Annotated in this window: 22 protein-coding genes and 1 pseudogene; 13 read left to right on the top strand and 10 right to left on the bottom strand. The window is 63.7% G+C overall.

Annotated elements, in window-relative coordinates; translation table 11 throughout:
* The first annotated feature begins 178 nt into the window (after positions 1-178).
* The gene (gene ppx, locus DJ563_RS21840) at positions 179-1681 is read left to right on the top strand and encodes an exopolyphosphatase (RefSeq protein WP_033702200.1); all 1503 of its coding nucleotides are present in this window, start codon (positions 179-181) and stop codon (positions 1679-1681) included.
* Here ppx and ppk1 read toward each other — a convergent pair.
* Positions 1668-3917 (bottom strand): polyphosphate kinase 1, encoded by a 2250-nt coding sequence (ppk1, locus tag DJ563_RS21835; RefSeq protein WP_033702202.1) that lies wholly within the window; start codon positions 3915-3917, stop codon positions 1668-1670. The two genes, ppx and ppk1, sit on opposite strands and share 14 nt — an antisense overlap.
* Before the next feature lie 216 nt (positions 3918-4133).
* On the opposite strand from ppk1, the gene DJ563_RS21830 reads away from it, so the two are divergent.
* Positions 4134-4778, top strand: a complete 645-nt coding sequence (locus DJ563_RS21830) for a DedA family protein (protein ID WP_274097817.1) — start codon at positions 4134-4136, stop codon at positions 4776-4778.
* Positions 4779-5279: 501 nt separating this feature from the next.
* On the opposite strand, the pseudogene DJ563_RS21825 reads toward DJ563_RS21830, so the two are convergent.
* Positions 5280-5906 (bottom strand): annotated as a pseudogene (locus DJ563_RS21825) (sterol desaturase family protein); the annotation flags it as partial.
* Positions 5907-6018: 112 nt separating this feature from the next.
* Between DJ563_RS21825 and elbB the strand changes: the two are divergent.
* Complete coding sequence (elbB, locus tag DJ563_RS21820) at positions 6019-6687, top strand: isoprenoid biosynthesis glyoxalase ElbB (RefSeq protein WP_274097816.1); 669 nt, start codon at positions 6019-6021, stop codon at positions 6685-6687.
* Positions 6688-6780: 93 nt separating this feature from the next.
* On the opposite strand, the gene DJ563_RS21815 is transcribed toward elbB, so the two are convergent.
* Entirely contained in the window at positions 6781-7236 is a 456-nt protein-coding gene (locus DJ563_RS21815) for a YaiI/YqxD family protein (RefSeq protein ID WP_033702205.1), read from the bottom strand.
* Between the two features lie 198 nt (positions 7237-7434).
* On the opposite strand from DJ563_RS21815, the gene DJ563_RS21810 reads away from it, so the two are divergent.
* Complete coding sequence (locus DJ563_RS21810) at positions 7435-10290, top strand: class I adenylate cyclase (protein WP_434518320.1); 2856 nt, start codon at positions 7435-7437, stop codon at positions 10288-10290.
* A 31-nt stretch (positions 10291-10321) separates the two neighbouring features.
* Here the strand turns inward: DJ563_RS21810 and rnk are convergent, their stop codons facing one another.
* The 3 genes from rnk to cyaY form a co-directional block, all read right to left on the bottom strand.
* On the bottom strand, positions 10322-10732 hold the full coding sequence (gene rnk / locus DJ563_RS21805; RefSeq protein ID WP_033702208.1) for a nucleoside diphosphate kinase regulator: 411 nt from the start codon (positions 10730-10732) through the stop codon (positions 10322-10324).
* Positions 10733-10864: 132 nt separating this feature from the next.
* Positions 10865-11077, bottom strand: a complete 213-nt coding sequence (locus tag DJ563_RS21800; protein ID WP_095063924.1) for a DUF1289 domain-containing protein — start codon at positions 11075-11077, stop codon at positions 10865-10867.
* Position 11078: 1 nt separating this feature from the next.
* A complete protein-coding gene (gene cyaY / locus DJ563_RS21795; RefSeq protein ID WP_274097814.1) occupies positions 11079-11411 on the bottom strand; it encodes an iron donor protein CyaY in 333 nt (110 codons plus the stop codon).
* A gap of 191 nt (positions 11412-11602) precedes the next feature.
* On the opposite strand from cyaY, the gene lptM reads away from it, so the two are divergent.
* The 6 genes from lptM to DJ563_RS21765 are packed head-to-tail and all read left to right on the top strand — an operon-like array spanning position 11603 to position 16225.
* A complete protein-coding gene (gene lptM / locus DJ563_RS21790; protein ID WP_033702214.1) occupies positions 11603-11818 on the top strand; it encodes an LPS translocon maturation chaperone LptM in 216 nt (71 codons plus the stop codon).
* Positions 11819-11827: 9 nt separating this feature from the next.
* Complete coding sequence (lysA, locus tag DJ563_RS21785) at positions 11828-13075, top strand: diaminopimelate decarboxylase (protein WP_033702216.1); 1248 nt, start codon at positions 11828-11830, stop codon at positions 13073-13075.
* Positions 13076-13079: 4 nt separating this feature from the next.
* Positions 13080-13910, top strand: a complete 831-nt coding sequence (dapF, locus tag DJ563_RS21780; RefSeq protein ID WP_434518319.1) for a diaminopimelate epimerase — start codon at positions 13080-13082, stop codon at positions 13908-13910.
* Positions 13911-13923: 13 nt separating this feature from the next.
* On the top strand, positions 13924-14634 hold the full coding sequence (locus tag DJ563_RS21775; protein WP_033702220.1) for a DUF484 family protein: 711 nt from the start codon (positions 13924-13926) through the stop codon (positions 14632-14634).
* Positions 14634-15533, top strand: coding sequence for a tyrosine recombinase XerC (gene xerC, locus DJ563_RS21770; RefSeq protein ID WP_033702222.1), 900 nt, complete (start codon positions 14634-14636; stop codon positions 15531-15533). Before DJ563_RS21775 ends, xerC begins: the two co-directional genes overlap by 1 nt.
* Positions 15530-16225 carry an HAD family hydrolase gene (locus DJ563_RS21765; RefSeq protein ID WP_274097812.1) on the top strand — a complete coding sequence of 232 codons (696 nt, stop codon included), beginning with the start codon at positions 15530-15532 and terminating at the stop codon, positions 16223-16225. The genes xerC and DJ563_RS21765 overlap by 4 nt, the downstream gene beginning before the upstream one ends.
* A 248-nt stretch (positions 16226-16473) precedes the next feature.
* Here DJ563_RS21765 and sutA read toward each other — a convergent pair whose 3' ends face one another.
* From sutA to glnK, 3 genes are all read right to left on the bottom strand, one after another.
* Positions 16474-16800: a transcriptional regulator SutA gene (sutA, locus tag DJ563_RS21760; protein ID WP_033702226.1), complete on the bottom strand. Its 327-nt coding sequence runs from the start codon at positions 16798-16800 to the stop codon at positions 16474-16476.
* Between the two features lie 432 nt (positions 16801-17232).
* Positions 17233-18564, bottom strand: a complete 1332-nt coding sequence (locus DJ563_RS21755) for an ammonium transporter (protein ID WP_033702228.1) — start codon at positions 18562-18564, stop codon at positions 17233-17235.
* 47 nt (positions 18565-18611) lie between these two features.
* A complete protein-coding gene (gene glnK / locus DJ563_RS21750) occupies positions 18612-18950 on the bottom strand; it encodes a P-II family nitrogen regulator (RefSeq protein ID WP_002555808.1) in 339 nt (112 codons plus the stop codon).
* Between the two features lie 384 nt (positions 18951-19334).
* Here glnK and DJ563_RS21745 point away from each other — a divergent pair, with 384 nt between their 5' ends.
* Positions 19335-19595 carry an accessory factor UbiK family protein gene (locus DJ563_RS21745; RefSeq protein ID WP_274099693.1) on the top strand — a complete coding sequence of 87 codons (261 nt, stop codon included), beginning with the start codon at positions 19335-19337 and terminating at the stop codon, positions 19593-19595.
* A gap of 3 nt (positions 19596-19598) precedes the next feature.
* Here the strand turns inward: DJ563_RS21745 and DJ563_RS21740 are convergent, their stop codons facing one another.
* Positions 19599-21626, bottom strand: coding sequence for a DUF4034 domain-containing protein (locus DJ563_RS21740; RefSeq protein WP_434518318.1), 2028 nt, complete (start codon positions 21624-21626; stop codon positions 19599-19601).
* Positions 21627-21881: 255 nt separating this feature from the next.
* Between DJ563_RS21740 and DJ563_RS21735 the strand changes: the two genes are divergently transcribed.
* Together DJ563_RS21735 and DJ563_RS21730 are read left to right on the top strand one after the other, a co-directional pair.
* Positions 21882-23369 (top strand): YifB family Mg chelatase-like AAA ATPase, encoded by a 1488-nt coding sequence (locus DJ563_RS21735; RefSeq protein WP_274099695.1) that lies wholly within the window; start codon positions 21882-21884, stop codon positions 23367-23369.
* Between the two features lie 158 nt (positions 23370-23527).
* Positions 23528-25315, top strand: coding sequence for a monovalent cation:proton antiporter-2 (CPA2) family protein (locus DJ563_RS21730; protein WP_434518317.1), 1788 nt, complete (start codon positions 23528-23530; stop codon positions 25313-25315).
* Position 25316 lies beyond the last annotated feature (1 nt).

Here is a 25316-nt window from a genome sequence, read left to right as displayed (position 1 = left end):
TCACAGACGATTGAGTGTAACTATAGTTGTGCAAGACGCCGCGAATCGAAAACTGTCATACGTGTGTCATAACATCGAATGGCACATTGCCTTGCATCAAGCCTTGGCGTGCCACGCGTTGGCGACAGCCCCGTATCGTGGCACGATTGCCAGGTTAACGACCGAGAACATCCAGATCATGCCGCATACCAACGCGAAGAACCTGTCTCTGATCGCCGCCATCGACCTTGGCTCCAACAGTTTTCACATGGTCGTGGCCAAGGCCCACCACACCGAGATCCGCATTCTCGAACGGCTGGGGGAAAAGGTTCAGCTGGCCGCCGGCATCGACGAAGAGCGCAAGCTCAGCGAAGAAGCCATGCAAAGAGGCCTCGATTGCCTCAAGCGCTTCGCCCAGTTGATCAACGGCCTGCCTGCGGGCGCCGTGCGCATCGTTGGCACCAACGCACTGCGCGAAGCGCGCAACCGTAACGAATTCATCCAGCGCGCCGAGGCCATTCTCGGCCACCCGGTGGAGGTGATTTCCGGCCGTGAGGAAGCCCGCCTAATCTACCTGGGCGTCTCCCACACCCTGGCCGACAACCCGGGCAAGCGCCTGGTCGCCGACATTGGCGGCGGCAGTACCGAGTTCATCATCGGCCAGCGTTTCGAGCCGCTGCTGCGCGAGAGCCTGCAGATGGGCTGCGTCAGCTTCACCCAGCGCTACTTCCGCGACGGCAAGATCACCCCGGCGCGCTATGCCCAGGCCTACACCGCCGCACGCCTGGAGCTGATGAGCATCGAAAACGCCCTGCACCGCCTGACCTGGGACGAAGCCATCGGCTCGTCCGGCACCATTCGCGCCATCGGCGCAGCCATCAAGGCCAGTGGCCTGGGCAATGGCGAGGTCAACGCCGAGGGGCTGGCGTGGGTCAAACGCAAGCTGTTCAAGCTGGGTGAGGTCGACAAGATCGACTTCGACGGGGTCAAGCCAGACCGGCGCACCATCTTCCCGGCAGGCCTTGCGATTCTCGAGGCGATCTTCGATGCCCTCGAGCTACAACGCATGGATCACTGCGACGGCGCCCTGCGCGAAGGCGTGCTGTTCGACCTGCTTGGTCGCCATCATCACGAAGACGTGCGCGAGCGCACCCTCAACTCATTGATGGAGCGCTACCACGTTGACCAAGGCCAGGCCGCGCGCGTCGAGCGCAAGGCACTGCATGCCTTTGACCAAGTGGCCAAAGCCTGGAAGCTGGAAGATGGCAATTGGCGCGATCTTCTGGGTTGGGCGGCGAAAGTGCACGAAGTTGGGCTGGACATTGCCCACTACCACTACCACAAGCATGGCGCCTACCTGATCGAACATTCCGACCTGTCGGGCTTCTCCCGCGAGGACCAGCAGATGATGGCCCTGCTGGTGCGCGGCCATCGCCGCAACATCCCCAGAGACAAATTCGCCGAGTTCGGCGATGAAGGCGTGCAGCTGATTCGCCTGTGCGTGCTGCTGCGCTTCGCCATCCTGTTCCACCACATTCGTGGTACTCAACAGATGCCGAAAGTGCAGCTGCAAGCCGGCGACAACAGCCTCGAAGTGGTCTTCCCGCAGGGTTGGCTGGAGCAACACCAGCTGACCCAGGCCGACTTCGCCAACGAGGCAGAGTGGCTGGCCCGGGTCGGCTTCGTCCTCAGCGTACGTTGAGCACCGGGTTGCTCAGGCGCTCCAGCAGGGTCGCCTGGGCACTGCGCGGGTTCTGGTTGCCGGTCGGGGTGCTGCGCACGTAGCGCCCGTCCGACTGCAGCGTCCAGGCATGGGTGTTGTCAGTCAGGTAGCTTTCCAGCTCCTTCTTCACCCGCAGCAACAGCTTCTTGCCTTCGACGGGGAAGCACGTCTCGACGCGCTTGTCGAGGTTGCGCTCCATCCAGTCGGCACTGGACAGGTAGATCTGCTCCTCGCCACCATTGAGGAAGTAGAACACCCGGGTGTGCTCCAGGAAGCGGCCGATGATCGAGCGCACGTGAATGTTGTGCGAGACCCCCGCAATGCCTGGCCGCAGGCAGCACATGCCGCGCACCACCAGGTCGATGCGCACGCCGGACTGGCTGGCCTTGTACAGCGCCTTGATGACCTTGGCGTCGGTCAGCGAGTTGAACTTGGCGATGATGTGCGCAGGCTTGCCTTCGAGCGCGAACTGGGTCTCGCGCGCAATCATGTCGAGCATGCCCTTCTTCAGGGTGAACGGCGCGTGCAGCAGCTTCTTCATGCGCAGGGTCTTGCCCATGCCGATCAACTGGCTGAACAACTTGCCGACGTCCTCGGTCAGGGCGTCGTCGGACGTCAGCAGGCTGTAGTCGGTGTACAGACGGGCGTTGCCAGCGTGGTAGTTACCGGTGCCCAGGTGCGCATAACGCACGATTTCACCGTGCTCGCGGCGCAGGATCAACATCATCTTGGCGTGGGTCTTGAACCCGACCACACCGTAGATCACCACCGCACCCGCGGCTTGCAGGCGGCTGGCCATCTGCAAGTTGGACTCTTCGTCGAAGCGCGCGCGCAATTCGATCACCGCAGTGACCTCCTTGCCGTTACGGGCAGCGTCCACCAGCGCGTCGACGATCTCCGAGTTGGCACCGGAGCGGTACAGGGTCTGGCGCACGGCGAGTACATGCGGGTCCTTGGCGGCCTGGCGCAGCAGGTCGACCACCGGCGTGAAGGACTCGAACGGGTGCATCAGCAGGATGTCCTGCTTGCTGATCACGCTGAAGATGTTGTCAGCGTTCACCAGCAGCTTGGGGATCGCCGGGGTGAACGGCGTGTATTGCAGCTGCGGGTGGCTGTCGAGGCCGGTGATGCTGAACAGGCGGGTAAGGTTGACCGGGCCGTTGACCTGGTACAGCTCGCTCTCGCTCAGGCTGAACTGTTTTAGCAGGTAATCCGAGAGGTGTTTCGGGCAGGTATCAGCCACCTCGAGGCGCACGGCGTCACCATAGCGGCGCGAGAACAACTCGCCGCGCAGGGCGCGAGCCAAGTCGTCGACCTCTTCGGAGTCCAGCGCCAGGTCGGCGTTGCGGGTCAGGCGGAACTGGTAGCAGCCTTTGACCTTCATGCCCTGGAACAGGTCGTCGGCGTGAGCGTGAATCATCGACGACAGGAACACGTAGTTGGCACCCGGGCCACCGACCTCTTCAGGCACCCGGATGACCCGCGGCAACAGGCGCGGCGCCGGGATGATCGCCAGGCCCGAGTCGCGGCCGAAGGCATCGACGCCTTCGAGCTCGACGATGAAGTTGAGGCTCTTGTTCACCAGCAAAGGGAACGGGTGGGTCGGGTCGAGGCCGATCGGGGTGATGATCGGGGCGATCTCGTCGCGGAAGAAGCGCCGCACCCAGGTCTTGAGCTTGGGCGTCCAGTGACGGCGGCGGATGAAGCGGATGTGGTGCTTTTCCAGCTCCGGCAGCAGCACATCGTTGAGGATGGCGTACTGACGGTCCACCTCGGAGTGCACCAGCTCGCTGATGCGCGCCAGCGCCTGGTGCGGCTGTAGCCCGTCGGCACCGGCCTGTTCGCGGGCGAAGTTGATCTGCTTCTTGAGGCCAGCGACGCGGATCTCGAAGAACTCGTCGAGGTTGCTGGAGAAGATCAGCAGGAATTTCAGGCGTTCGAGCAGCGGGTAGCTCTCGTCCAGCGCCTGCTCCAGTACCCGAATGTTGAACTGCAGCTGCGACAGCTCGCGATGAATGTACAGGCTGCTGTCGTCAAGGCCGGGGACGGCGATCGCTGGTGCCGGCGCAGGGGCCGGTGCCGCAGCCTCGACCACCGGCGCAGGTTCTGGCTCGGGCTCTGGCGCCGGCGGCAGGTCTGGCGGGGTCTGCACCATCTCTTCGGGGACTGCCTGGGCGTCCTTGATCGCGACAGGGGTGAGCACTTCATTATTCATCTGGACGTTCCTGGAGGACGATAACGCCCTATCATCAATTGAGCGGGACGATAAGCGGCCATTATGACGCCTGTGTTACACCCACTGGCAAGCCTGCGACTTGTGGCCGAAGGCATTGTCCTTGTAGGAAATGTTCACGTCGAGACACATTTGGACACTTTCATCCACGCGCGCGAAGGGGTAGGCTGCGCGTTCATTTCGCCAGCACCTCAGAAAATGCTTCAACAATTCCTGCAGGATTTCGGCTACTTCGCCCTTTTTCTAGGCACCTTCTTTGAAGGCGAGACCATCCTGGTGCTTGCGGGTTTTCTCGCGTTCCGCGGCTACATGGACATCAAGCTGGTGTGCCTGGTGGCCTTCCTGGGCAGCTATGCTGGCGACCAACTGTGGTACTTCATGGGCCGTCGCCATGGGCGCAAGATCCTGGCACGCAAGCCGCGCTGGCAGGCCATGGGTGATCGGGCGCTGGACCACATCCGCCGCCACCCCGACATCTGGGTGCTGAGTTTTCGCTTCGTCTATGGCCTGCGCACGGTCATGCCGGTGGCCATTGGCCTGTCGGGCTACCCGCCGCGCCGCTACCTGCTGCTCAACGGCCTCGGCGCCGCCATCTGGGCATTGGCCCTGGGTGCTGCGGCCTACCACTTCGGCGCTATCCTCGAAGGCCTGCTGGGTAATGTGAAGCGATACGAGCTATGGGTGCTCGGCGGCCTGCTGTTGCTTGGCGCCCTGCTCTGGCTGCGCCGGCGCTTTCGCACCATGCGCGCCGAGCGCAAGGCGGCCGCACTGGGCCAGGCCGCAGACGCTGAGCAGGCTGTAGACCAGGAGCAGGAACCACCCCAGCGGCGTGATCACCGCTAAACCCAGTGCGCCAGCCAGGTACAGCGCTGGCGCATTCGACAGCAACCGCAGCCACTCCAGGCGCCTGGCCCACGGCCGATTCTCAAGCAGCGTGCCGAGCACGAACAGGCCCACGGCCATGACCGACCAGCCCAGTACCAGGGCGGCGCTCGGCACGCGCTCTGCCACCTCCATCAAGTAGCTGCCCACGGCCACATAGACGACGAACTGCGCCGCTACGTAGGCCTGCGCCGCCCGCCCCAGGGCAACCTCGAACTTGCGAAACAGCGCCAGGTCCGGCTTGGCCTGCGGATAGCGCGCCGCGACATCGGCCGGGCGCCAACCCGTGGGCATGAACCAGATCCGCAGCTTGTCCCACACGCGCTGGGTACGCCGTGCATCGCTCCACAGCTGGGCATAGAACTGCAGGTTGGCCCACAGCGGGTTCCAGCTGGCGAGTGGCGTGGTCACCCCGAATACCACCGGCTCGGCCGGGTCTTCTTCCTTGAAGGTGCCGAACAGGCGGTCCCAGAGAATGAACACGCCGCCGTAATTGCGATCCAAGTAAACAGGATTTTGCGCATGGTGGACGCGATGGTTGGATGGCGTGATCAGTATCCACTCGAGCCAGCCAAGCTTGGGAATGTGCCGGGTATGCACCCAGAACTGGTACAGCAGGTTCAGCGACGCCACGGTGATGAATACCAGCGGCGGCACGCCGATCAGCGCCAACGGCAGGTAGAAGACCCACGAAAAGATGAACCCGCTGCTGGTCTGCCGCAGCGCCGTGGTGAGGTTGTACTCCTCGCTCTGGTGGTGCACCGAATGGGCTGCCCACAGCACGTTGCGCTCATGCCCCAGGCGGTGCAGCCAGTAGTAGCAGAAGTCGTACAGCACAAAGGCCAGCACCCACACCCACCACGCCTGGTGCGGCAGACGCAACAACGCCAGGTGCTCCCAGGCCAGGGCATAGGTCACCAGCCCTACACCTTTGGTCAGCAGGCCGGTACTGGTCGACAAGACGCCCGTACTCAGGCTGTTGATCGAGTCGGCCAAGGTGAAATTGCGCAGGCCGCGCACGCGGTCGGCGACCAGCTCCGCGGCAATCAATACGAAGAAGAACGGCACGGCCAGCAGTATCAGGTCCATGGCAACGACCTCAGGCGTTATCCACCAAGATTAGGCCGCGACTGCGGGAACCCCTATGGCTACATCTGCCAAACTAGAGGACATTTAGCGCCTCGACACTGGAGTAATGAGCATGACAAAAAAAGTAGCGGTGATTCTTTCAGGCTGTGGCGTGTATGACGGCGCCGAAATCCACGAAAGCGTGATCACCCTGCTGCGCCTCGACCAGCGCGGGGCGCAGGTGCAGTGCTTTGCGCCGAACATCGCGCAGATGCATGTGATCGATCACCTGACCGGCGAGCCAATGCCCGAGTCGCGCAATGTACTGGTGGAGTCGGCGCGTATCGCCCGCGGTGAGGTCAAGGACATCCGCGAAGCCAATGCCGAAGACTTCGACGCACTGATCGTGCCCGGTGGTTTTGGCGCGGCAAAAAACCTGTCCAACTTTGCCGTCGAAGGCGCCAACTGCAGCGTCAACCCGGACGTGCTGGCCCTGGCCGAAGCCTTTGCCGACGCCTGCAAGCCGGTCGGGCTGATCTGCATCTCGCCAGCGCTGGCAGCGAAAATCTATGGCCCGGGCGTGGTCTGCACCATCGGCAACGATGCCGGCACCGCTGCTGCAGTGGAAAAAATGGGCGGCAAGCATGAAGAATGCGATGTGCACGATATCGTCGAAGACACCCAGCGCAAGCTGGTGACGACCCCGGCATACATGGTGGCCAAGTCGATCAGCGAGGCGGCGGGCGGGATCTACAAGCTGGTGGATCGCGTGCTGGAACTGACCCACGAGAACGACCAGTAACCCCCGGCCTGCACCCTCTTTGTAGGAGCGGCCTTGCCGGGGCGCCGGACCGGCAAGGCCGCTCCTACAAAAACCAAAACCCGCGCTCGCGCGTCAGGGGCCCTTGGACAAGCGCGCGATGATGCGGTCCAGCGCATTGGCGAACGCCTGTTTCTCCCGCTCGCCGTAAGGCGCCTGCCCTCCTCCAACCTGCCCCTGCTCGCGCAATTCGGTGAACAGGTTGCGCGCCGCCAGCCGATCACCCATGTTGCGCTCGTCAAACTCACGCCCTCGCGGGTCCAGCGCCGCCACACCTTTCTTGACCAGCCGATCGGCCAGGGGCACGTCGCTGCAGATCACCAGTTCGCCAGGCGCGGCGTTGTCGACCAGGTAATCATCAGCCGCATCCATGCCGCTGGGCACCACGATCAGCCGCACACAGGCAAAGGCCGGCTTGCTCTGCGCCTGGCCCGCCACCATCACCACCTCGAGTTTGCGCTTGAGGGCAAACTTGACGATCAAGTCCTTGGCCGGCTTGGGGCAGGCGTCGGCATCGATCCATACACGCATCGGGAAACACCTCTAAATCAGCGAGACTACGCTCATGCCTCATATCATGCCCGAAGCGTGGCAAAAGCTGGAGCTGCCTGGCCTGCACAAGGCACACCGGCGCTTGAAAAATGGCGCCAACGATCCATTTAGCGCTTATCCGAGTGCGTCACTCAGGCTAAACTCGCCGCAGCCCCACTGGCCTGCCCCGAGTGTGCAATGAACCACCCCCACGAAATCCGCCCCGACCTGGACGAAGGCATCGACCGCAAGGTCCTGGCGACATTACGGGCGCGGTTCTTGCAGCTCAATCAAGGCCGTTTGCAGCGTGCGAGGGAGGGGCTGTCGACGCGCCAGCAGCAAGTACTGACGTTGTTGCCGCTGCTGTTCCACGTCAATCACCCGCTGCTGCCCGGTTATGTCTCGGGCAGCACCCCTGCCGGGGTGGCCGGCTTCGAGCCTGGCGCAGAATTGGTCGCCGAAGCCCAGCGCCTGGCTCGCTCGTTTGCCTACAAGGCTCGCCAGGGGCACGCACCGCGCCCGATCCATGGGCTGTTTCTGATGGGCAGCCTTGGCTCCCTGGCCCAGGCAGAACTCAGCGACATGGACTTCTGGGTCTGCCACGCGCCTGACCTGGGCGACAGCCAGCTGGACGAGCTTCGGCGCAAATGCCAGCTGCTGGAAACCTGGGCCGCCAGCCTGGGGGCCGAGGCACACTTCTTCTTGATCGACCCGCAAGGCTTTGCCCAAGGCGAGCGGGACGGCCAGCTCGGCTCCGACGACTGTGGCACCACCCAGCATTACCTGCTGCTCGACGAGTTCTATCGCACCGCCATCTGGCTGGCCGGGCGCACGCCCCTGTGGTGGCTGGTGCCGGTGTATGAAGAGCACAACTACAGGGCCTACACCCAGACCTTGCTCAGCAAGCGCTTCATCCGCAGCCAGGACGTGCTCGACCTCGGCAACCTGGCGCATATCCCACCCGGCGAGTTCGTCGGTGCCGGGCTGTGGCAGCTGTTCAAGGGCATCGACTCGCCTTACAAATCGCTGCTCAAGCTGCTGTTGACCGAAGCCTACGCCAGTGAGCACCCCGCCGTACGCTGCCTGAGCCTGGACTACAAGCAAGCGGTGTTCGCCAACCAGCTCGACCTCGACGCGCTGGACCCCTACGTGATGGTCTACCGGCGCATCGAGCAGTACCTGCACCAACGCGGCGAGCCGGTACGCCTCGAACGGGTAAGGCGCAGCCTGTACCTGAAGGTGAACAAGAAACTCAGCGGCCAGGTGCGCGGCAACGGTTGGCAGCGCCAGCTGCTGCAGCGCCTGGCAGACGAATGGGGCTGGGACGAGCGCCAACTGGCCGTGCTCGATAGCCGCAGCCAATGGAAAGTCGGCCAGGTGGCCGTGGAGCGCCGCGAACTGGTGGCCGAACTGAACCACAGCTACCGCTTCCTCAGCCAGTTCGCCCAGACCCGCAACGCCAGCAGCCGCGCCGATCAGCGTGACCTCAATGTGCTGGGGCGGCGCCTGTATGCCGCGTTCGAACGCCGTGCTGGCAAGACCGAGGTGATCAACCCTGGGATTGCCCCGGACCTGGCCGAGGGCACCCTCACCCTAGTCCAGGCCCCCAATCGCAAGGAGCCCGGCAGCCATCACTGGGAACTGTACACAGGCAACCTGAGCACCCACGAAGTGGAGCACTTCAGCCCGATCAAACGCTGCCGCGAACTGCTCGAACTGCTGACCTGGGCCCATCGCAACGGCGTGATCGACAGCAGCACGCGCTTCGCCCTGCACCCTGGCGCCAGCGATCTCAGAGAGCTCGAACTGTTCAACCTGCTGGGCAGCCTGCAGCAGGCCATCGACCTGCCGTTGCCCACCGTCAGCGAAGTCCGCCTGCTGCAGCCCAGCGTGGCCGACGACATCCTGTTGCTGGTCAACGTCGGTGTCGACCCACTGCGCCACCACCGCGACCTGAACATCCTGATGACCACCGAGCGCACCGACTCGTTGAGCTACGCCGGCGTTCGCGAAAACCTGGTGCTAACGCTGGACCAGGTCACCCTCAACAGCTGGAGCGAGGTGCTGGTGCAGCGCTACGACGGCGAGCACGCGCTGCTGCGCTGCCTGCGCGACTACCTCAACAACCTCGGCCAGCGCGGCCATCGCCCCCGGCTGCGGGTGCGCTGCTTTTGCCACAACCGCGCGCAGGCCATCGAACAGCGGGTCGAGGACATTTTCGCCACGGTGCAACGGCTGCTCGACCAAGGTGCCAACCACCGCTATGTGCTGCAGGTGGCCCAGCACACCCATGTGCTGGAGCTTCTGCCCGGCCAGGTCAGCCTGGCGACCCTGGGCGACCACGAGGCCGTGCTGGACTGCCTGAGCGAAGAGCGCAGCGTCTACAGCCCGCTGCACCTGGACGCCAATGCCCTGCAGGACCACGACCTGCCACTGGTACTGGAGCACGGCCGGCCCGCTTGCATTCAGGTGTTCTATCGCCTGTTGGGTGACTGGGCCGACCTGTATGTGCTGGATGAGTACAACGCGTTGTGGCAGCAGCGCCTGCCACTGCAGGACGAAGCCCACTTGCTGCAGCCGCTGCAACGCTTTCTGCGCTCGGTGCTGATGCGCCGCGATGCGCAACTGCCGCTCGACAGCCTGGGGGCGGCTTCGCTGGATATCCGCTATGGGCAGTTGCTGCCTTCAGGCACAGGCAAGGCCCGCAGCATCGAGCCGCGCCTGGCGCCGGTGGACGGCAGCGACCAGCCTTTCTATGAGGTCCAGGCCATCATTCAGGCTGGGGCAGCGGGCGCCGTGCAGGTCACCTTGTACTGTGACCAACAGGAGTTTTCCGAGCTGGATCATGGTGATCAGCTGTACGCAGTGGTCGCGCGGCAGATCATCGGCCAACGGCGCAATGCCGGGCATTACCGCTGCTACATCACCGACCTGGATTTGTCCGAGCTACTGGGGGACGAGCTGGGGGCGACCGTGTTGTATCTGCGCTACAAGCGGGAGCTGGAGCAGGCGTTGAACGAGGGGTTGGAGCAGGTGCAGGCGCTGGGCTTCTGAATAGTTGGGGGCGCTTTGCGCCCCCAAAGGCTCACAAATCGAAATCACCCGCCGCTTCCGGTTGGTACTCAACCGCCACCAGCTTCAGTTTCAGCGTCTTGCCGCCGGGCGCCGGCCAGTCGATCTGCTCGCCCACCGTCAGGCCCAGCAATGCGCAACCAATTGGCGCCAGGATCGAGACCTTGCCTTCGCCGCCGGCATCCTTTGGATACACCAGGGTCAGGTGGTAATCCTTGCCACTGGCCTCTTCACGGCAGTGCACGCGCGAGTTCATGGTCACCACGCCGGCCGGTACTTCCTCATGACCGACCACCTTCTCGGCGCGGTCCAGCTCGTCCTGCAGGGCGAGCACACCCGGCGTACTTTCGTCGAGGCTGTCGATCAGACGCTCCAGACGTTGTACGTCCAATCGGGTGAGGGTGAGGGAAGGCTTGGTGCTCATGATCCAGTCAGACTCCATTGAACAGGCGGTTTTCTGTGGGCAAATAAAGCAAAACCCCGCCCAAGGGCGGGGTTTGTGAATGCTTTGGCGTCACCGACGCATAACCCGACACTACCACAGCCGGGCAAATACTCAAGCCCGCGCGCGCAAGGCCTCGGCTTCCTGGCAGATCTGCCGGCGCCGCTGGTCATCTGCAGAGCGCCATTCGCGGATGTGCTCCACATGGCGATGACAGCCGGTGCAGACGCGCTGCTCGTCGAGGCGGCAGACACTGATGCACGGCGATTTCACGGCGGTGCTGACATTGCTGTAAAGCGGCTTGGGCGGCCGGGGCTGCTCACTCATCTCAGATCTCGTCGAAGTCCAGCTTCTCGCCGGCGCGCTCCCAGACGATGCGTTCCAGCATCTCGCCGAGCAGCTCGTCGGTCTTCTCGCAGGTCCACTTCTTGCTCTCTTCATCGTAGTCGAAGTGGAAACCCCCGGACTTGTCAGCCAGCCACAACTGGCGCAGCGGCTCCTGACGACTGAAGATCAGCTGGCTGCCGTTGTCGAACTTGATGGTCAGGACGCCGGCGGAGTTTTCCATGTCCAGGTCCAAGTCGCTCTCGTCGAACAGGTCTTCCAGCGCCTGTTGGGTCGCGTCGACCAGATCATGGAAACGCGCTTCGCTCAAACTCATTGCAGGAACCTCGAAATTGGCTGCGTGACAGGCAAGCCGGGCAAGATACGGGCGCTTGGCGCTGAATGCAAAGATTAGCCATTGAAGGCGGTAAGAATAGCCCGCCCAGCGGACCGGCCCTTGCATAGGCAATCCGCCGGTCGCTCGGTATACTCGGGCGCAATACTGCATATTTCAAAGGATTTCACCCAATGAAGCGCCTGATTTCCTCCCTCGCGGCGCTGGTCGCTGTTGCCTGCCTCGTTTCTGCCTGCGGCCAGAAAGGCCCCCTGTACCTGCCGGAAGACGGCAAGGACGGCAAGGACACCCGCAAATCGCACCAGCACCAGCCCAAAGCCAAGCCGGCCCAGACGCAAGAACAGCAGCCCGAGCTGCAATCCGAGCCCGAGCAGTCGCCAGCGCAGTAAGGAAATCAGATGAACGCTTTCAACTACCGCGACGGTGAACTGTTCGCGGAAGGCGTGGCCCTGTCGGCCATCGCCGAACGCTTCGGCACCCCCACCTACGTGTACTCGCGCGCCCACATCGAGGCCCAGTACCGCAGCTATGCCGACGCGCTGGACGGTATTTCCAGCCTGGTCTGCTTTGCCGTCAAGGCCAACTCCAACCTGGGTGTGCTGAACGTCCTGGCGCGCCTGGGCGCAGGCTTCGACATCGTCTCCGGCGGTGAACTGGAGCGCGTCCTGGCTGCTGGCGGGCGCGCGGATCGCGTGGTGTTCTCGGGTGTCGGCAAAACCCGCGAAGACATGCGCCGCGCCCTGGAAGTCGGCGTGCACTGCTTCAACGTCGAGTCCACCGACGAGCTCGAGCGCCTGCAAGTGGTGGCCGCCGAGATGGGCAAAGTCGCCCCGGTCTCGCTGCGGGTCAACCCGGACGTCGATGCCGGTACCCACCCGTACATCTCCACCGGCCTCAAAGAAAACAAGTTCGGCATCGCCATCGCCGACGCCGAAGCGATCTACGTGCGCGCCGCGCAGCTGCCGAACCTGGACGTGGTCGGTGTCGACTGCCACATCGGCTCGCAGCTGACCACCGTCGAGCCGTTCCTCGATGCCCTCGACCGCCTGCTGGACCTGGTCGACCGCCTCGCCGACTGCGGCATCCACTTGCGCCACCTGGACCTGGGTGGCGGCGTGGGCGTGCGCTACCGCGATGAAGAGCCGCCCTTGGTGGCCGACTACATCAAGGCCATCCGCGAGCGCGTCGGCGACCGCGACCTGGCCCTGGTGTTCGAGCCAGGCCGCTACATCGTGGCCAACGCCGGTGTCCTGCTGACCCGCGTCGAGTACCTCAAGCACACCGAACACAAGGACTTCGCCATCATCGATGCGGCGATGAACGACCTGATCCGCCCGGCCCTGTACCAGGCCTGGATGGGCGTCAGCGCGGTCACCCCACGCGAAGGCCAGGGCCGTGCCTATGACCTGGTCGGGCCGATCTGCGAAACCGGCGACTTCATCGCCAAGGACCGCGAGCTGAACCTGGCCGAAGGCGATCTGCTGGCCGTGCAGTCTGCCGGCGCCTATGGTTTTGTCATGAGCTCGAACTACAACACCCGTGGCCGCTGCGCCGAAATCCTGGTCGACGGTGACCAGGCATTCGAAGTGCGCCGCCGCGAGACCATCGCCGAACTGTATGCTGGCGAAAGCCTGCTGCCGGAGTGAGCCCATGCTGCTGCGTTTCACCAAGATGCATGGGCTGGGCAATGACTTCATGGTCCTCGACCTGGTCAGCCAGCACGCACATATCCAGCCCAAGCATGCCAAGCAATGGGGCGACCGCCATACCGGCATCGGTTTCGACCAGCTGCTGATCGTCGAGGCGCCGAACAATCCGGAAGTGGACTTCCGCTACCGGATCTTCAACGCCGACGGCTCCGAGGTCGAGCAGTGCGGCAACGGCGCGCGCTGCTTCGCCCGCTTCGTGCTGGACAAACGCCTGACCGCGAAAAAAAGCATCCGCGTGGAAACCAAAAGCGGCATCATCGAGCTGGACGTGCAAAACGACGGCCAAGTGAGTGTCGACATGGGCCCTCCGCGCCTGGTGCCGGCCGAAATCCCCTTCGTCGCCGACGAGCAGGCATTGAGTTACCCACTGGAAGTCGACGGCGAGGTCTACTCGATTGCCGCAGTGTCCATGGGCAACCCACATGCCGTGCTGCGTGTCGATGACGTGCATTCCGCGCCCGTGCACGCACTGGGCCCGAAGATCGAAAACCATCCGCGCTTCCCGCAGCGGGTCAACGCTGGTTTCATCCAGGTCATCGACCGTCACCGTGCCAACCTGCGGGTCTGGGAACGCGGCGCGGGCGAGACCCAGGCCTGCGGCACCGGCGCCTGCGCCGCGGCCGTGGCGGCTATCAGCCAGGGCTGGATGGACTCACCGGTAAGCCTCGACCTGCCGGGTGGCCGCCTGCACATCGAATGGGCCGGCCCCGGCAAGCCCGTGTTGATGACCGGCCCGGCCGTACGCGTCTACGAAGGACAGGTTCGTCTCTAAGTGAGTAACCGCCATGACCGATCAGCCCAAGGTTGTACCCCAGCAGTCCAGTGACCTCGATGCCGAGGCGGTGGTCGCGTACCTGCGTGCCCACCCGACCTTCTTCGCCGAACACGACGAGTTGCTGGTCGAGCAGCGCATTCCCCACCAGCGCGGCGACAGCGTGTCGCTGGTGGAGCGTCAGCTCAAGCTGCTGCGCGATCGCAACATCGAGATGCGCCATCGCCTGTCGCAACTGATGGACGTGGCGCGTGACAACGACCGGCTGTTCGACAAGACCCGCCGGCTGATCCTCGACCTGCTCGATGCCGGCAGCCTGGAAGAAGTGGTGATGGCGGTCGAAGACAGCCTGCGCCAGGAGTTTCAGGTGCCCTTCGTCAGCCTGATCCTGTTCGGCGATAACGTCGCCCCGGTCGGCCGCTGGGTCAGCAATGCCGAGGCACACCAGGCCATCGGTGGCCTGCTGGGGGGCGGCAAGACCGTCAGCGGCAACCTGCGCGAACACGAACTGGCCTTCCTGTTTGGTGAAGAAGAGCGTCGCGAGGTCGGTTCCAGCGCCGTTGCAGCCCTCGAATATCAAGGGCTGCACGGTGTACTGGCAATCGGCAGCCGCGACCCGCAGCACTACAAGAGCAGCGTCGGCACGCTGTTCCTCGGCTACATTGCCGAAGTGCTCGGCCGCGTCGTCCCGCGCGTGACCCAGACCTTGCGCCAGGTGCGCTGATGGACCGCCAGCTGGAAGCTTATTGCGCGCACCTGCGCAATGAGCGCCAGGTGTCCGAACACACCCTGCTGGCCTATCGCCGCGACCTCGACAAGGTCGTCGCCTACTGTAACGAACACGGCATTGCCGGCTGGCAAGCGTTGCAAATCCAGCAACTGCGCCAACTGATCGCCCGTCAGCACCATCAGGGGCAGTCCTCGCGCAGCCTGGCGCGCCTGCTTTCAGCGGTACGCGGGCTGTACCGTTACCTGAACCGTGAAGGGCTGTGCCAGCACGACCCGGCCAACGGCCTGTCTGCGCCCAAGGGCGAACGGCGCCTGCCCAAGACGCTGGATACCGACCGTGCCCTGCAACTGCTCGACGGCGGTGTCGACGACGACTTCATTGCCCGGCGCGACCAGGCCATCCTCGAACTGTTCTATTCGTCAGGCCTGCGCCTGTCCGAGCTGACCGGCCTGGACCTCGAATACCTCGACCTTGCCGCCGGGCTGGTGCAGGTGCTTGGCAAGGGTGGCAAGGCACGCGTGCTGCCGGTCGGGCGCAAGGCACGCGAGGCGCTGCAGGCCTGGTTGCGCCTGCGCGGCATCGGCGGCCCGCGCGACAGCGCCGTGTTCATTACCCGCCAGGGCAATCGCTTGAGCCCGCGGGCCATCCAGATGCGCGTGAAGGCGGCCGGCGAGCGCGAGCTGGGCCAGCACCTGCATCCGCACATGCTTCGCCATTCCTTCGCCAGCCATGTGCTGGAATCGTCCCAGGACCTGCGTGCGGTGCAAGAGATGCTCGGCCATGCCGACATCAGCACCACGCAGATCTACACCCACCTGGACTTCCAGCACCTGGCCGCGGTGTACGACAGCGCCCACCCTCGGGCCAAACGCAGCAAAGGCACAGACTCATGAGCATCAAGCTGATCACCTTCGACCTCGATGACACCTTGTGGGACACCGCGCCGGTCATTGCCAGCGCTGAAGTCGTCCTGCGCGACTGGCTCGAAGCCAACGCACCGATCCTGGGCGGCGTACCGGTCGAGCACCTGTTCACCATCCGTGAGCGCCTGGTGCAGGCCGAACCGGGCCTCAAGCACCGTATCAGCGCCTTGCGTAGGCGGGTGCTGTGCCATGCCCTGGAAGAGGTCGGTTACAGCGAAAAGCACGCCCAGGCGCTCGCCAACGAAGGCTTTGAAGTGTTCCTGCATGCCCGGCACCAGGTGGAAATTTTCCCTGAGGTGCAGCCTGTGCTGGAAATCCTGCGCCATCAATACACCCTGGGCGTGGTCACCAACGGCAATGCCGATGTGAGCCGCCTGGGCCTGGCGGACTACTTCCGCTTCGCCCTGTGCGCCGAGGACCTGGGGATCGGCAAGCCGGACCCGGCGCCGTTCCTCGAGGCACTGAAACGCGGCGAGGTCGACGCTGGCGCGGCAGTGCATGTGGGTGACCACCCAGGCGATGATATCGCCGGCGCCCAGCGTGCTGGGTTGCGTGCCGTGTGGTTCAACCCCCAAGGCAAGCCCTGGGCCGGTGAGCGGGCTCCGGATGCAGAGATTCAGCGCCTCTCGCAATTGCCTGAAGTGATAGCACGCTGGCGCTGACAGCCGATACCTTCTCAACGCCGCACTGACCTGTGTAGGAGCGGCCTTGCCGGGGCGCCGGACCGGTCGGAAAGGGCTGCGTAGCGGCCCCGGCGATTTTTGCTGCGCCACAGAACCTGGGGCCGCTGCGCGACCCGTTCCGACCGGTCCGACCGGTCCGGCGCCCCGGCAAGGCCGCTCCTACAAGACCGCATTCATGGCGCACAAAAAAGCCCGCAGCGACGGCGGGCTTTTTTGCATGCAACCACTCAGATAGGGCGGCTGCCGTATTTGTTGTCCGGCTTCTTGGGCGGATCGGCGACCACGTTGGCCTCCACTTCCTGCACCTTGCCACCGCGCGAAAGGAATTCTTCCATCGCCTTGGCCAGGGCATCACGCTCCTTCTGCTTGGCTTCCAAGCTCGGCATCTCGTCTACCGAGACAGCGGCCTTGGACTTGCCTTTGGCAGTGGGCGCGGGGCTATCGTCTTCGCCGGAGTCTTCCGCTACGTCATCAGCCGCAGCTTCCAGACCCTCATCAGCCTCATCATCATCGCCTACTTCGAGGTCGTCGTTTTCCAGATCATCGTCGCTCATGTTCTACCTCATGACTTGCGAAAAGCAGGTTAGTTATAGACCAGTGCAGCCGTAGACCGGCAGCCACCAGTGAAAATTCAACTGGCCGTGGGTTGGCCACTGCCTTGGGCATGCACCTCCTGATGGGAGGGTTTGTACCCTGCAGGCCCTGCTCCTGGCAGGGCCTGACGAAATCCTTGAGCCATCTGCTGGCCACGCGCTAATGGCAAGCCTAGCAAAGGCTGGGGGCGCCTGCGGACTGCTTGTCCAACACCCTTCGGCGCGCATTCTAGCGCGCCCGTAGAAAAAGCAAAGCGCCATAAACGCCCATCATCTTGTAAGTTTTCCGCCTGCGTCGCGAACGTGACGGATAAACCGTTTGCTGTGCGGGAAAAGGCAAAAATCAGGCGAAAAAATGCCCGGCGAACCGGGCAAGATTTTCCAGCGTCGCAGTTACAGGTTGTAGCCGCGTTCGTTGTGCTGAGCCAGGTCGAGGCCGACCGACTCTTCTTCTTCGTTGACCCGCAGCCCCATCACCACGTCCAGTACCTTGAGAATCACGTAGGTAACGATGGCGGTGTAGACCACGGTGAAAATCACGCCCTTGGCCTGGATCCAGACCTGCATGCCGATATCGGTCACAGCGCCGAAACCGCCCAAGGCTGGTGCTGCGAACACACCGGTCAGGATGGCGCCAACGATACCGCCGATGCCGTGCACGCCGAAGGCGTCCAGCGAGTCGTCATAGCCCAGCTTGCGCTTGAGGGTGGTGGCGCAGAAGTAGCAGATCACGCCAGACGCCAGGCCAATCACCAGGGCGCCCATCGGGCCCACGGTACCGGCAGCCGGGGTGATGGCGACCAGCCCGGCGACCACACCCGAGGCGATGCCCAGGGCGCTCGGTTTGCCGTGGCCGATCCACTCGGCGAACATCCAGCCCAGCGCCGCAGCAGCGGTGGCGATCTGGGTTACCAGCATGGCCATGCCGGCAGTGCCGTTGGCAGCGGCGGCGGAACCGGCGTTGAAGCCGAACCAACCGATCCACAGCATTGCCGCGCCCATCAGGGTGTAGCCCAGGTTGTGCGGGGCCATCGGCGTGGTCGGGTAGCCCTTGCGCTTGCCCAGTACCAGGCAGCACACCAGGCCCGCGATACCGGCGTTGATGTGCACCACGGTGCCGCCCGCGAAGTCCAGCACGCCCCAGTCCCACATCAGCGCGCCATCACCGCTCCAGACCATGTGCGCGATCGGCGCATACACCAGGGTGAACCAGATGCCCATGAACACCAGCATTGCGGAGAACTTCATGCGCTCGGCGAAGGCACCGACGATCAGCGCCGGGGTAATGATGGCGAAGGTCATCTGGAAGGTGATGAACACCGCCTCAGGGAACAGCGCGGTGGCCGACGTCAGGCTGTCGGGGGTGACACCGCTGAGAAACGCCTTGGAGAAGCCACCGACGAAGGAATTGAAGTTGAGCACGCCCTTTTCCATACCCGTGGTATCGAAGGCCATGCTGTAGCCGTAGACGACCCAGAGAATGCTCATCAGACCGGTGATCGCGAAGCACTGCATCATCACCGAGAGCACGTTCTTGGAACGCACCATACCGCCATAGAACAGGGCCAGGCCCGGGATGGTCATGAACAGCACCAGCGCCGTTGCGGTCAACATCCAGGCCGTGTCGCCGGAGTTCAGCGCTGGGGCAGCTTCCTCTGCCAGGGCAAGCCCGGGCATTACGAGGGACAATAGGGCTCCTAGCCCTGCGATCTTACGCAGAGTCATGTTGTTTTCTCCTGGGGCGTTGGGTTTGGTGAGGCTTTTTTTGTTACTTAGATCGCGTCGGTATCGGTTTCGCCGGTACGGATGCGGATCGCCTGCTCCAGATTCACCACAAAGATCTTGCCGTCACCGATCTTGCCGGTGTTGGCAGCCTTGGTGATGGCTTCGATCACCCGATCAAGGTCCTTGTCGTCGATGGCGACGTCGATCTTCACCTTGGGCAGGAAGTCGACCACGTATTCAGCACCGCGATACAACTCGGTGTGGCCCTTCTGCCGACCGAAGCCTTTGACTTCAGTGACGGTGATGCCCTGCACGCCGATTTCCGACAGCGACTCGCGCACGTCGTCCAGCTTGAACGGCTTGATGATGGCTGTGACTAGCTTCATGAAACTCTCTCCCGATTTGGTGGACTTGCCCCAGGAAAACAAACCCGTCTCAAGTCTAAGCGCAGCGGTTAGCTTTGTAACGCGTCGTCGGCATCCGGCTCCGCGTGCGCACTGCCTGGTCACAAGGAACTGCATCAGTGCATGGCTCGTACAGGTCTTTGCAGAAACCTTGCCAGTTCCACTAAACCACCAGAAAACAGTGAGTTGCTTGAAAGCGTCGGGGTTGGCCAGTCGCCAGCATCAAAAAGATGCACGATTTCGGTGCGCTACCCGTTGGCGTCTTGCTCGAAAAATGTGCAGGGTTCACCCGCTCCTGCCCTCAGAACAGTGTTTTGCTGCGTGCTACACTGCGGGTCATTTTTCAGATTCAGTGGACAGCCGAACATGCTCGCGCCCAAAGCCCTCCTCGACGCCCTGAGCGACCAGGCCTCGCGCCTTTTCAGCAGCGATACCGCCCAGCCTCGCGCCGAACTCGAAAGCCAGTTCAAGGTGCTGATGCAGGGCGCCTTCAGCAAGCTTGACCTGGTCAGCCGCGAAGAATTCGACAGCCAGATGGTCGTCCTCGCCCGCACCCGCGCTCGCCTGGAAGCCCTGGAGAAACAGGTCGCCGAGCTGGAAGCACGGATGGCGCCAGCCCAGCAATAAGGGTCAGGCCGATGCCTGCAATCGGCCCTCGCCCGGGTTGCTTGATTTCGGCGGCAACTCGCTGGCATGCAGTGTCCCCCGAAACAAAGCAGCACCGCACAGGGTGAACAGCGTTTTCACCCGGTTGTGCGAGTTGAGTATCTCGGCCTGGATATGCTCGATATCGTTATCCGCCGGCTGCAACGCCACTGCGCGGTTGATCCACTCGATGGCCGCGAAGCGGCTTTGCTTGCGTGTGCCGTGCCCCTGCATCCAGGCCAGCCCCAGCTCTGCACTGGCGCGCGCGGCAATCCAGTCGTCCGGGTGCTCGACCAGACCGAGCAAGTAGTCGACGGCCTCGGCCTGCTCCTGCGGCTCGCCAAACTGCCGCAGCAGAATACCCAGTTGCAGGCGCGCACCGGCAGCGGTCTGCGCACTGCCCAATGCATCGTTCAGTAGCCGCCTCACTGCCAGCATGGCACTTCGTTCACTCAAGGCTTCGGCACTTTGCATACGCCGGCATGCCAAGGTGTATTTGGCCACCTTGCATCCGGCCTGCACTGCGCGCAGCAGCCAGTATTCGGCAGCATCCGCGTCCAGGTAGTGCCCAGGAGTGTTGGCCAGTGCACCGCGATGCAGGTGATGAAGGCTCAGCGCAGCCTCTGGCAGGCTCAGATCGGCACAGCGTTCATAAAGGAAATAAGCGGCCTCTTGCTGGTTGGCAGACCACAGCAGGCGTGGCACTTCAAGCACATCGAAACCCGGCCCTTGGCGGCCAAGTTGACGCTTCACCGCACGCTGCGACCAAATACGTGCCTGCTCAGGCGAACATGCAAACCCCCAGCGCCCAAACGCATGCCCCACCGCCCGCAGCGCACAGGCAGCCGGGTGCGAGCCGCTCTCGCACAGCCGCTCGATCGCGCTACGAAACGCCTGCTGGTCATCGTCCATGCCGTGGAACAGCATGAGGCAGACAAAACTACGAAAGGGCTGGCCGATACCCGGGACAAAGCCCAGATCAGGGTAAAGGTTCACACAACCGGCAAAGTCGCGCAGCGCGCCCGCGTAGTCCTGCAGGGCACAACCACGCAAGGCGCCACGCCATGCCAGCAAAGTCGCGCGCTCCCTGGGCCTGAGCGCACGCAGCGACCACGCCTTGAACACCTGCTGCCAGGCAGCGATCGACTGCACCTGGCCGGCATGCGGCAGTTCGAGCTGGTCCTCGATAGCCAGCCAGCGCAGCGCATTGCGCTGCTCCTCTGGCCATCCTTCACACAGCATGCCACCGGCCAATCCGTCGATTGCCGCGTAACTGCCGCCCCAACGGGGCAGCAGGTAGACGGCATGCGCCTGAATCGCTTCAAAACAGCCGGGGAAAGCACCCAGCGCATGCTGCAGCCAATAGTGCTGCGCGGCTTCTCGCCCATGCACGGCACGTTTGCCCAGGCACGCCGGCAAGGTCTGTGGCACTTGGGCCAGGGGTAGCAGGCCGTATTTCACCAGCAGCGGCGCCGCAGCCTCCTGCACTTCCACATCCGCGTGAGCGCTCGGGCTGAAGCGTGCCGGCTGGCCGTCGAACAGTTCGCGCAACCAGCCCGGCTCGGCGAACTGCGCGCTGAGCCGCAGCATGCCGATGGCCGCCGCCACCGGCTGCGCCGAGCGCCCCATGGCACGCAACAGGTGCGCGGCGCCGAGCTCGCAAACCTGCTCGGCCGCCAACTGCTGCTCGGCACTGAGGGGCTCGGCATTGGCACTGTCGTGGATATCGCAGGCGCGGCTGAAGCAATGCAAGCCCATCACCACTTGAGGGTGGTAGGCCTTGGGGCAGGCGTCGATCCAGGCCTTGAGAACCTGCGTCAGGGCCTTGTCGCCCTGGCAGTCCCAATCGACCAGCATGTGGCCTTCGACGGCCTCCAGGTAGGCAGGAAACTCGCCGGGTGGCGACTGTCGCCAACGCGCTTCGAGGATGTCGAAGTAGCGGTTGAGTTCAACGAATGCACTGGCCTGCACCAGTTCTCGGATTGCCTGGCGAGTGCGAGTGAGCGTTTGCACGGAGCAATACCTCAAGTCCATTTGTGGGAAGCGGCGCTGCCATCCCATGGCAAGCGCAGTAGCCTTTCAACACTAAGCCATACCCTGAATCTGCGCAAAGTTATTGGATCCATTTTTGTCAGATTGTATGAAAAACCAGGAGAAAACCCTGACCTGAAAAACCAGGACGCACACTTCTTGCGCTGATTGCCACTTCGCCCGCTAACCTTGCCCAAGCCGCAGGAAGCGGCCCTTTTCAGCGACAACGGAGCGTCCATGTCACTTGCCCTCGTCCACAGCCGCGCCCAGGTAGGCGTGCAGGCACCGGCGGTCAGCGTCGAAACCCACCTGGCCAACGGGCTCCCCCACCTCACCCTGGTCGGCCTGCCCGAAACCACGGTCAAGGAAAGCAAAGACCGGGTACGCAGTGCCATCGTCAACTCAGGCCTGGACTACCCGGCAAGGCGCATCACCCAGAACCTGGCGCCCGCCGACCTGCCCAAGGATGGCGGGCGCTATGACCTGGCCATTGCCCTGGGCATTCTTGCCGCCAGTGGCCAGGTCCCGGTAGCTACCCTTTGCGACATCGAGTGCCTGGGCGAACTGGCGCTGTCCGGGCAACTGCGCCCTGTGCAGGGCGTGTTGCCGGCGGCGCTGGCGGCAAGGGACGCGGGCCGGGCGTTGGTGGTACCACGGGAAAATGCCGAAGAAGCCAGCCTTGCAGGTGGGCTGGTGGTGTATGCCATCGGGCACCTGCTGGAACTGGTCGCCCACCTGAACGGCCAGGTACCGTTAGCGCCCTATGCCGCCAATGGCCTGGTACTGAACAGCCGGCCCTACCCCGACCTCAGCGAGGTACAGGGCCAGGTGGCCGCCAAGCGTGCCTTGCTGCTGGCCGCAGCCGGGGCGCACAACCTGTTGTTCACCGGCCCGCCCGGCACTGGCAAGACCTTGCTCGCCAGCCGCTTGCCAGGGCTGTTGCCGCCGCTGGACGAGCGCGAAGCGCTGGAGGTGGCGGCCATTCAGTCGGTCAGCGGCCATGCGCCGCTGAACAGCTGGCCACAGCGCCCTTTCCGCCACCCGCACCACTCGGCCTCAGGCCCTGCACTGGTGGGCGGCAGCAGCCGGCCACAGCCGGGCGAAATCACCCTGGCTCATCATGGTGTGCTGTTTCTCGATGAGTTGCCGGAATTCGAGCGGCGCGTGCTGGAGGTACTGCGCGAACCGCTCGAGTCCGGCGAGATCGTGATTGCCAGGGCGCGGGACAAAGTGCGCTTCCCGGCACGTTTTCAGCTGGTTGCGGCGATGAACCCCTGCCCTTGCGGCTACCTCGGCGACCCGAGCGGCCGCTGCCGCTGCAGCACCGACCAGGTCCAGCGTTATCGCAACAAGCTTTCGGGGCCGCTGCTGGACCGCATTGACCTGCACCTGACCGTGGCGCGCGAAACCACCACGCTGAACAACCAACCCAGCGGTGACACCAGCGCCACAGTCGCCGAGCGGGTGGCCGAGGCGCGCGACCTGCAGCAACGTCGGCAAGGGTGCGCCAATGCGTTTCTAGACCTCAACGGCTTGCGCCACCATTGTCTGTTGGAGGCGGCGGACCAGGCTTGGCTGGAGACTGCCTGCGAACGATTGAACTTGTCGTTGCGCGCTGCCCATCGGCTGCTGAAAGTGGCGCGCACGCTAGCGGACCTGGAGGGTGTGGCGTCGATTGCCAGGGGGCATCTGGGCGAGGCGTTGCAGTATCGGCCTGGTAGCTGACAGGGGCAGGCTTGCCCGCAAGAAGGCCACCACTGACTGTCACTTTTTTCGGGACAATCTTTCCTGCCGTCAGCAGATTGTCTAACACCACCTCCACCTCCAGAATTGTCCGCCACACTGTTCTAACGCTGCCCCGGCAGCTCATGGAGTTCGAGCCAATGCCACACGAAGGCAGCCTTCTGCAAACCGCGGTGATCTTCCTCTTCGCCGCCGTCCTTGCCGTCCCCTTGGCCAAGCGCCTGCAACTGGGCGCGGTGATCGGCTACCTGCTGGCCGGCGTAGCCATCGGCCCGCAGGCGCTTGGGCTGATCCGCGATACCGAGAGCGTCGCGCATATTTCTGAACTGGGCGTTGTTCTGCTGCTGTTCATCATCGGCCTGGAGCTGTCACCCAAACGCTTGTGGCTGATGCGCAAGTCAGTGTTCGGCGTGGGGGCTGCGCAGGTGTTGCTGACCGGTGCTGTGATCGGCGCCATCGCCCTGTTCGGCTTTGCCCAGTCGTTGCCGGCGGCCCTGGTGCTGGGCCTGGGCCTGGCGCTGTCATCCACCGCCCTCGGCCTGCAGAGCCTGGCCGAAAGCAAGCAGCTGAACGCGCCGCACGGTCGCCTCGCGTTCGCCATTCTGCTGTTCCAGGACATCGCGGCCATCCCGCTGATCGCCCTGGTCCCGCTGCTGGCCGCCAGCGGCCCGGATACCAGCCACGGTGACAGCCTCGAACATGCACTGAAGGTATTCGCCAGCATCGCCGTGGTCATCGTCGGCGGCCGTTACCTGCTGCGGCCGGTGTTTCGCATCGTCGCCCGTACCGGCCTGCCGGAGGTTTCCACCGCCACCGCGCTGCTGGTGGTGATCGGTACCGCCTGGCTTATGGAAGAGGCCGGCATTTCCATGGCCCTGGGCGCCTTCCTCGCCGGCCTGTTGCTGGCCGACTCGGAGTACCGCCACGAGCTGGAGTCGCAGATCGAACCGTTCAAGGGGCTGCTGCTGGGGCTGTTCTTCATCAGTGTCGGCATGGGCGCCAACCTGAGCCTGCTGCTGGAAATGCCGCTGGTGCTGTTGGGCCTGACCCTGTTGCTGATCGCGGTCAAACTGACCTTGCTGATCGTGGTCGGCCGACTGGCCGGCGGCCTCAACAGCGCCAGCGCCCTGCGCCTGGGGATGGTGCTGGCGGCGGGTGGCGAGTTCGCCTTCGTGGTGTTCAAGCTGGGCAAGGACCAGGGCTTGTTCGACACCCAGACTTACGACCTGCTGATGATGACCATCACCCTGTCGATGGCCCTCACCCCCCTGCTGATGCTCGGCTGCGCACGCGCCCTCAAGCGTCCGCAGCCGCAGCGTGAAGTGCCGGAGCAGTACAAGCAGATCCAGACCGACGCCCCGCGGGTGGTCATCGTCGGCATGGGCCGCATGGGGCAGATCGTCTCGCGCATCCTGCGCGCGCAGAAGATCCCCTTCATCGCCTTGGAAACCTCGGTGGACGCCATCGAGATGACCCGCATGTTCGAGCAGGCTCCAGTATTCTACGGCGACCCCTTGCGCGCCGAGGTGTTGCATGCGGCCAAGGTGGGCGAGGCCGAGTACTTCGTCATCACCACCGACGACCCGGAAGTCACCACCCGCACGGCGGAGCGGGTCAAGCGCCTGTACCCGCACCTGAAAGTGCTGGCCCGCGCGCGTAACCGCCAGCATGTGCACAAGCTGATCGATGTAGGCGCCGAGCCGATTCGCGAGACGTTCTATTCGAGCCTGGAGATGACCCGCCGTGCGCTGGTGGGGTTAGGGTTGAGTGATGAGCAAGCGGCGGATCGCATCGCCCGGTTTACCCAACACGACGAAGAAGTGCTGGTAGCCCAAGGGCAGGTACGCGATGACCGGGCCAAGGTGATGCAGACAGCCCAGGAAGCGCGGGTGGAACTGGAGCGGTTGTTTGATTCGGATGCGGATTGAG

This window comes from Pseudomonas sp. NFX1, assembly GCF_051123555.1.
GTDB lineage: Bacteria > Pseudomonadota > Gammaproteobacteria > Pseudomonadales > Pseudomonadaceae > Aquipseudomonas > Aquipseudomonas capeferrum.
This window is presented reverse-complemented; position numbering and strand designations above follow the sequence as displayed.

What these genes read in the sequence shown, in the direction of transcription:
- ppx (WP_033702200.1), top strand. Translation starts at nt 179, where the DNA reads ATGCCGCATACCAACGCGAAGAACCTGTCTCTGATCGCCGCCATCGAC.
- DJ563_RS21730 (WP_434518317.1), top strand. Translation starts at nt 23,528, where the DNA reads ATGCCACACGAAGGCAGCCTTCTGCAAACCGCGGTGATCTTCCTCTTC.
- DJ563_RS21735 (WP_274099695.1), top strand. Translation starts at nt 21,882, where the DNA reads ATGTCACTTGCCCTCGTCCACAGCCGCGCCCAGGTAGGCGTGCAGGCA.
- DJ563_RS21745 (WP_274099693.1), top strand. Translation starts at nt 19,335, where the DNA reads ATGCTCGCGCCCAAAGCCCTCCTCGACGCCCTGAGCGACCAGGCCTCG.
- dapF (WP_434518319.1), top strand. Translation starts at nt 13,080, where the DNA reads ATGCTGCTGCGTTTCACCAAGATGCATGGGCTGGGCAATGACTTCATG.
- cyaY (WP_274097814.1), bottom strand. Translation starts at nt 11,411, where the DNA reads ATGAGTTTGAGCGAAGCGCGTTTCCATGATCTGGTCGACGCGACCCAA.
- DJ563_RS21755 (WP_033702228.1), bottom strand. Translation starts at nt 18,564, where the DNA reads ATGACTCTGCGTAAGATCGCAGGGCTAGGAGCCCTATTGTCCCTCGTA.
- DJ563_RS21810 (WP_434518320.1), top strand. Translation starts at nt 7,435, where the DNA reads ATGAACCACCCCCACGAAATCCGCCCCGACCTGGACGAAGGCATCGAC.
- DJ563_RS21830 (WP_274097817.1), top strand. Translation starts at nt 4,134, where the DNA reads ATGCTTCAACAATTCCTGCAGGATTTCGGCTACTTCGCCCTTTTTCTA.
- lptM (WP_033702214.1), top strand. Translation starts at nt 11,603, where the DNA reads ATGAAGCGCCTGATTTCCTCCCTCGCGGCGCTGGTCGCTGTTGCCTGC.
- sutA (WP_033702226.1), bottom strand. Translation starts at nt 16,800, where the DNA reads ATGAGCGACGATGATCTGGAAAACGACGACCTCGAAGTAGGCGATGAT.
- DJ563_RS21775 (WP_033702220.1), top strand. Translation starts at nt 13,924, where the DNA reads ATGACCGATCAGCCCAAGGTTGTACCCCAGCAGTCCAGTGACCTCGAT.
- lysA (WP_033702216.1), top strand. Translation starts at nt 11,828, where the DNA reads ATGAACGCTTTCAACTACCGCGACGGTGAACTGTTCGCGGAAGGCGTG.
- xerC (WP_033702222.1), top strand. Translation starts at nt 14,634, where the DNA reads ATGGACCGCCAGCTGGAAGCTTATTGCGCGCACCTGCGCAATGAGCGC.
- DJ563_RS21800 (WP_095063924.1), bottom strand. Translation starts at nt 11,077, where the DNA reads ATGAGTGAGCAGCCCCGGCCGCCCAAGCCGCTTTACAGCAATGTCAGC.
- ppk1 (WP_033702202.1), bottom strand. Translation starts at nt 3,917, where the DNA reads ATGAATAATGAAGTGCTCACCCCTGTCGCGATCAAGGACGCCCAGGCA.
- rnk (WP_033702208.1), bottom strand. Translation starts at nt 10,732, where the DNA reads ATGAGCACCAAGCCTTCCCTCACCCTCACCCGATTGGACGTACAACGT.
- DJ563_RS21815 (WP_033702205.1), bottom strand. Translation starts at nt 7,236, where the DNA reads ATGCGTGTATGGATCGATGCCGACGCCTGCCCCAAGCCGGCCAAGGAC.
- elbB (WP_274097816.1), top strand. Translation starts at nt 6,019, where the DNA reads ATGACAAAAAAAGTAGCGGTGATTCTTTCAGGCTGTGGCGTGTATGAC.
- glnK (WP_002555808.1), bottom strand. Translation starts at nt 18,950, where the DNA reads ATGAAGCTAGTCACAGCCATCATCAAGCCGTTCAAGCTGGACGACGTG.
- DJ563_RS21765 (WP_274097812.1), top strand. Translation starts at nt 15,530, where the DNA reads ATGAGCATCAAGCTGATCACCTTCGACCTCGATGACACCTTGTGGGAC.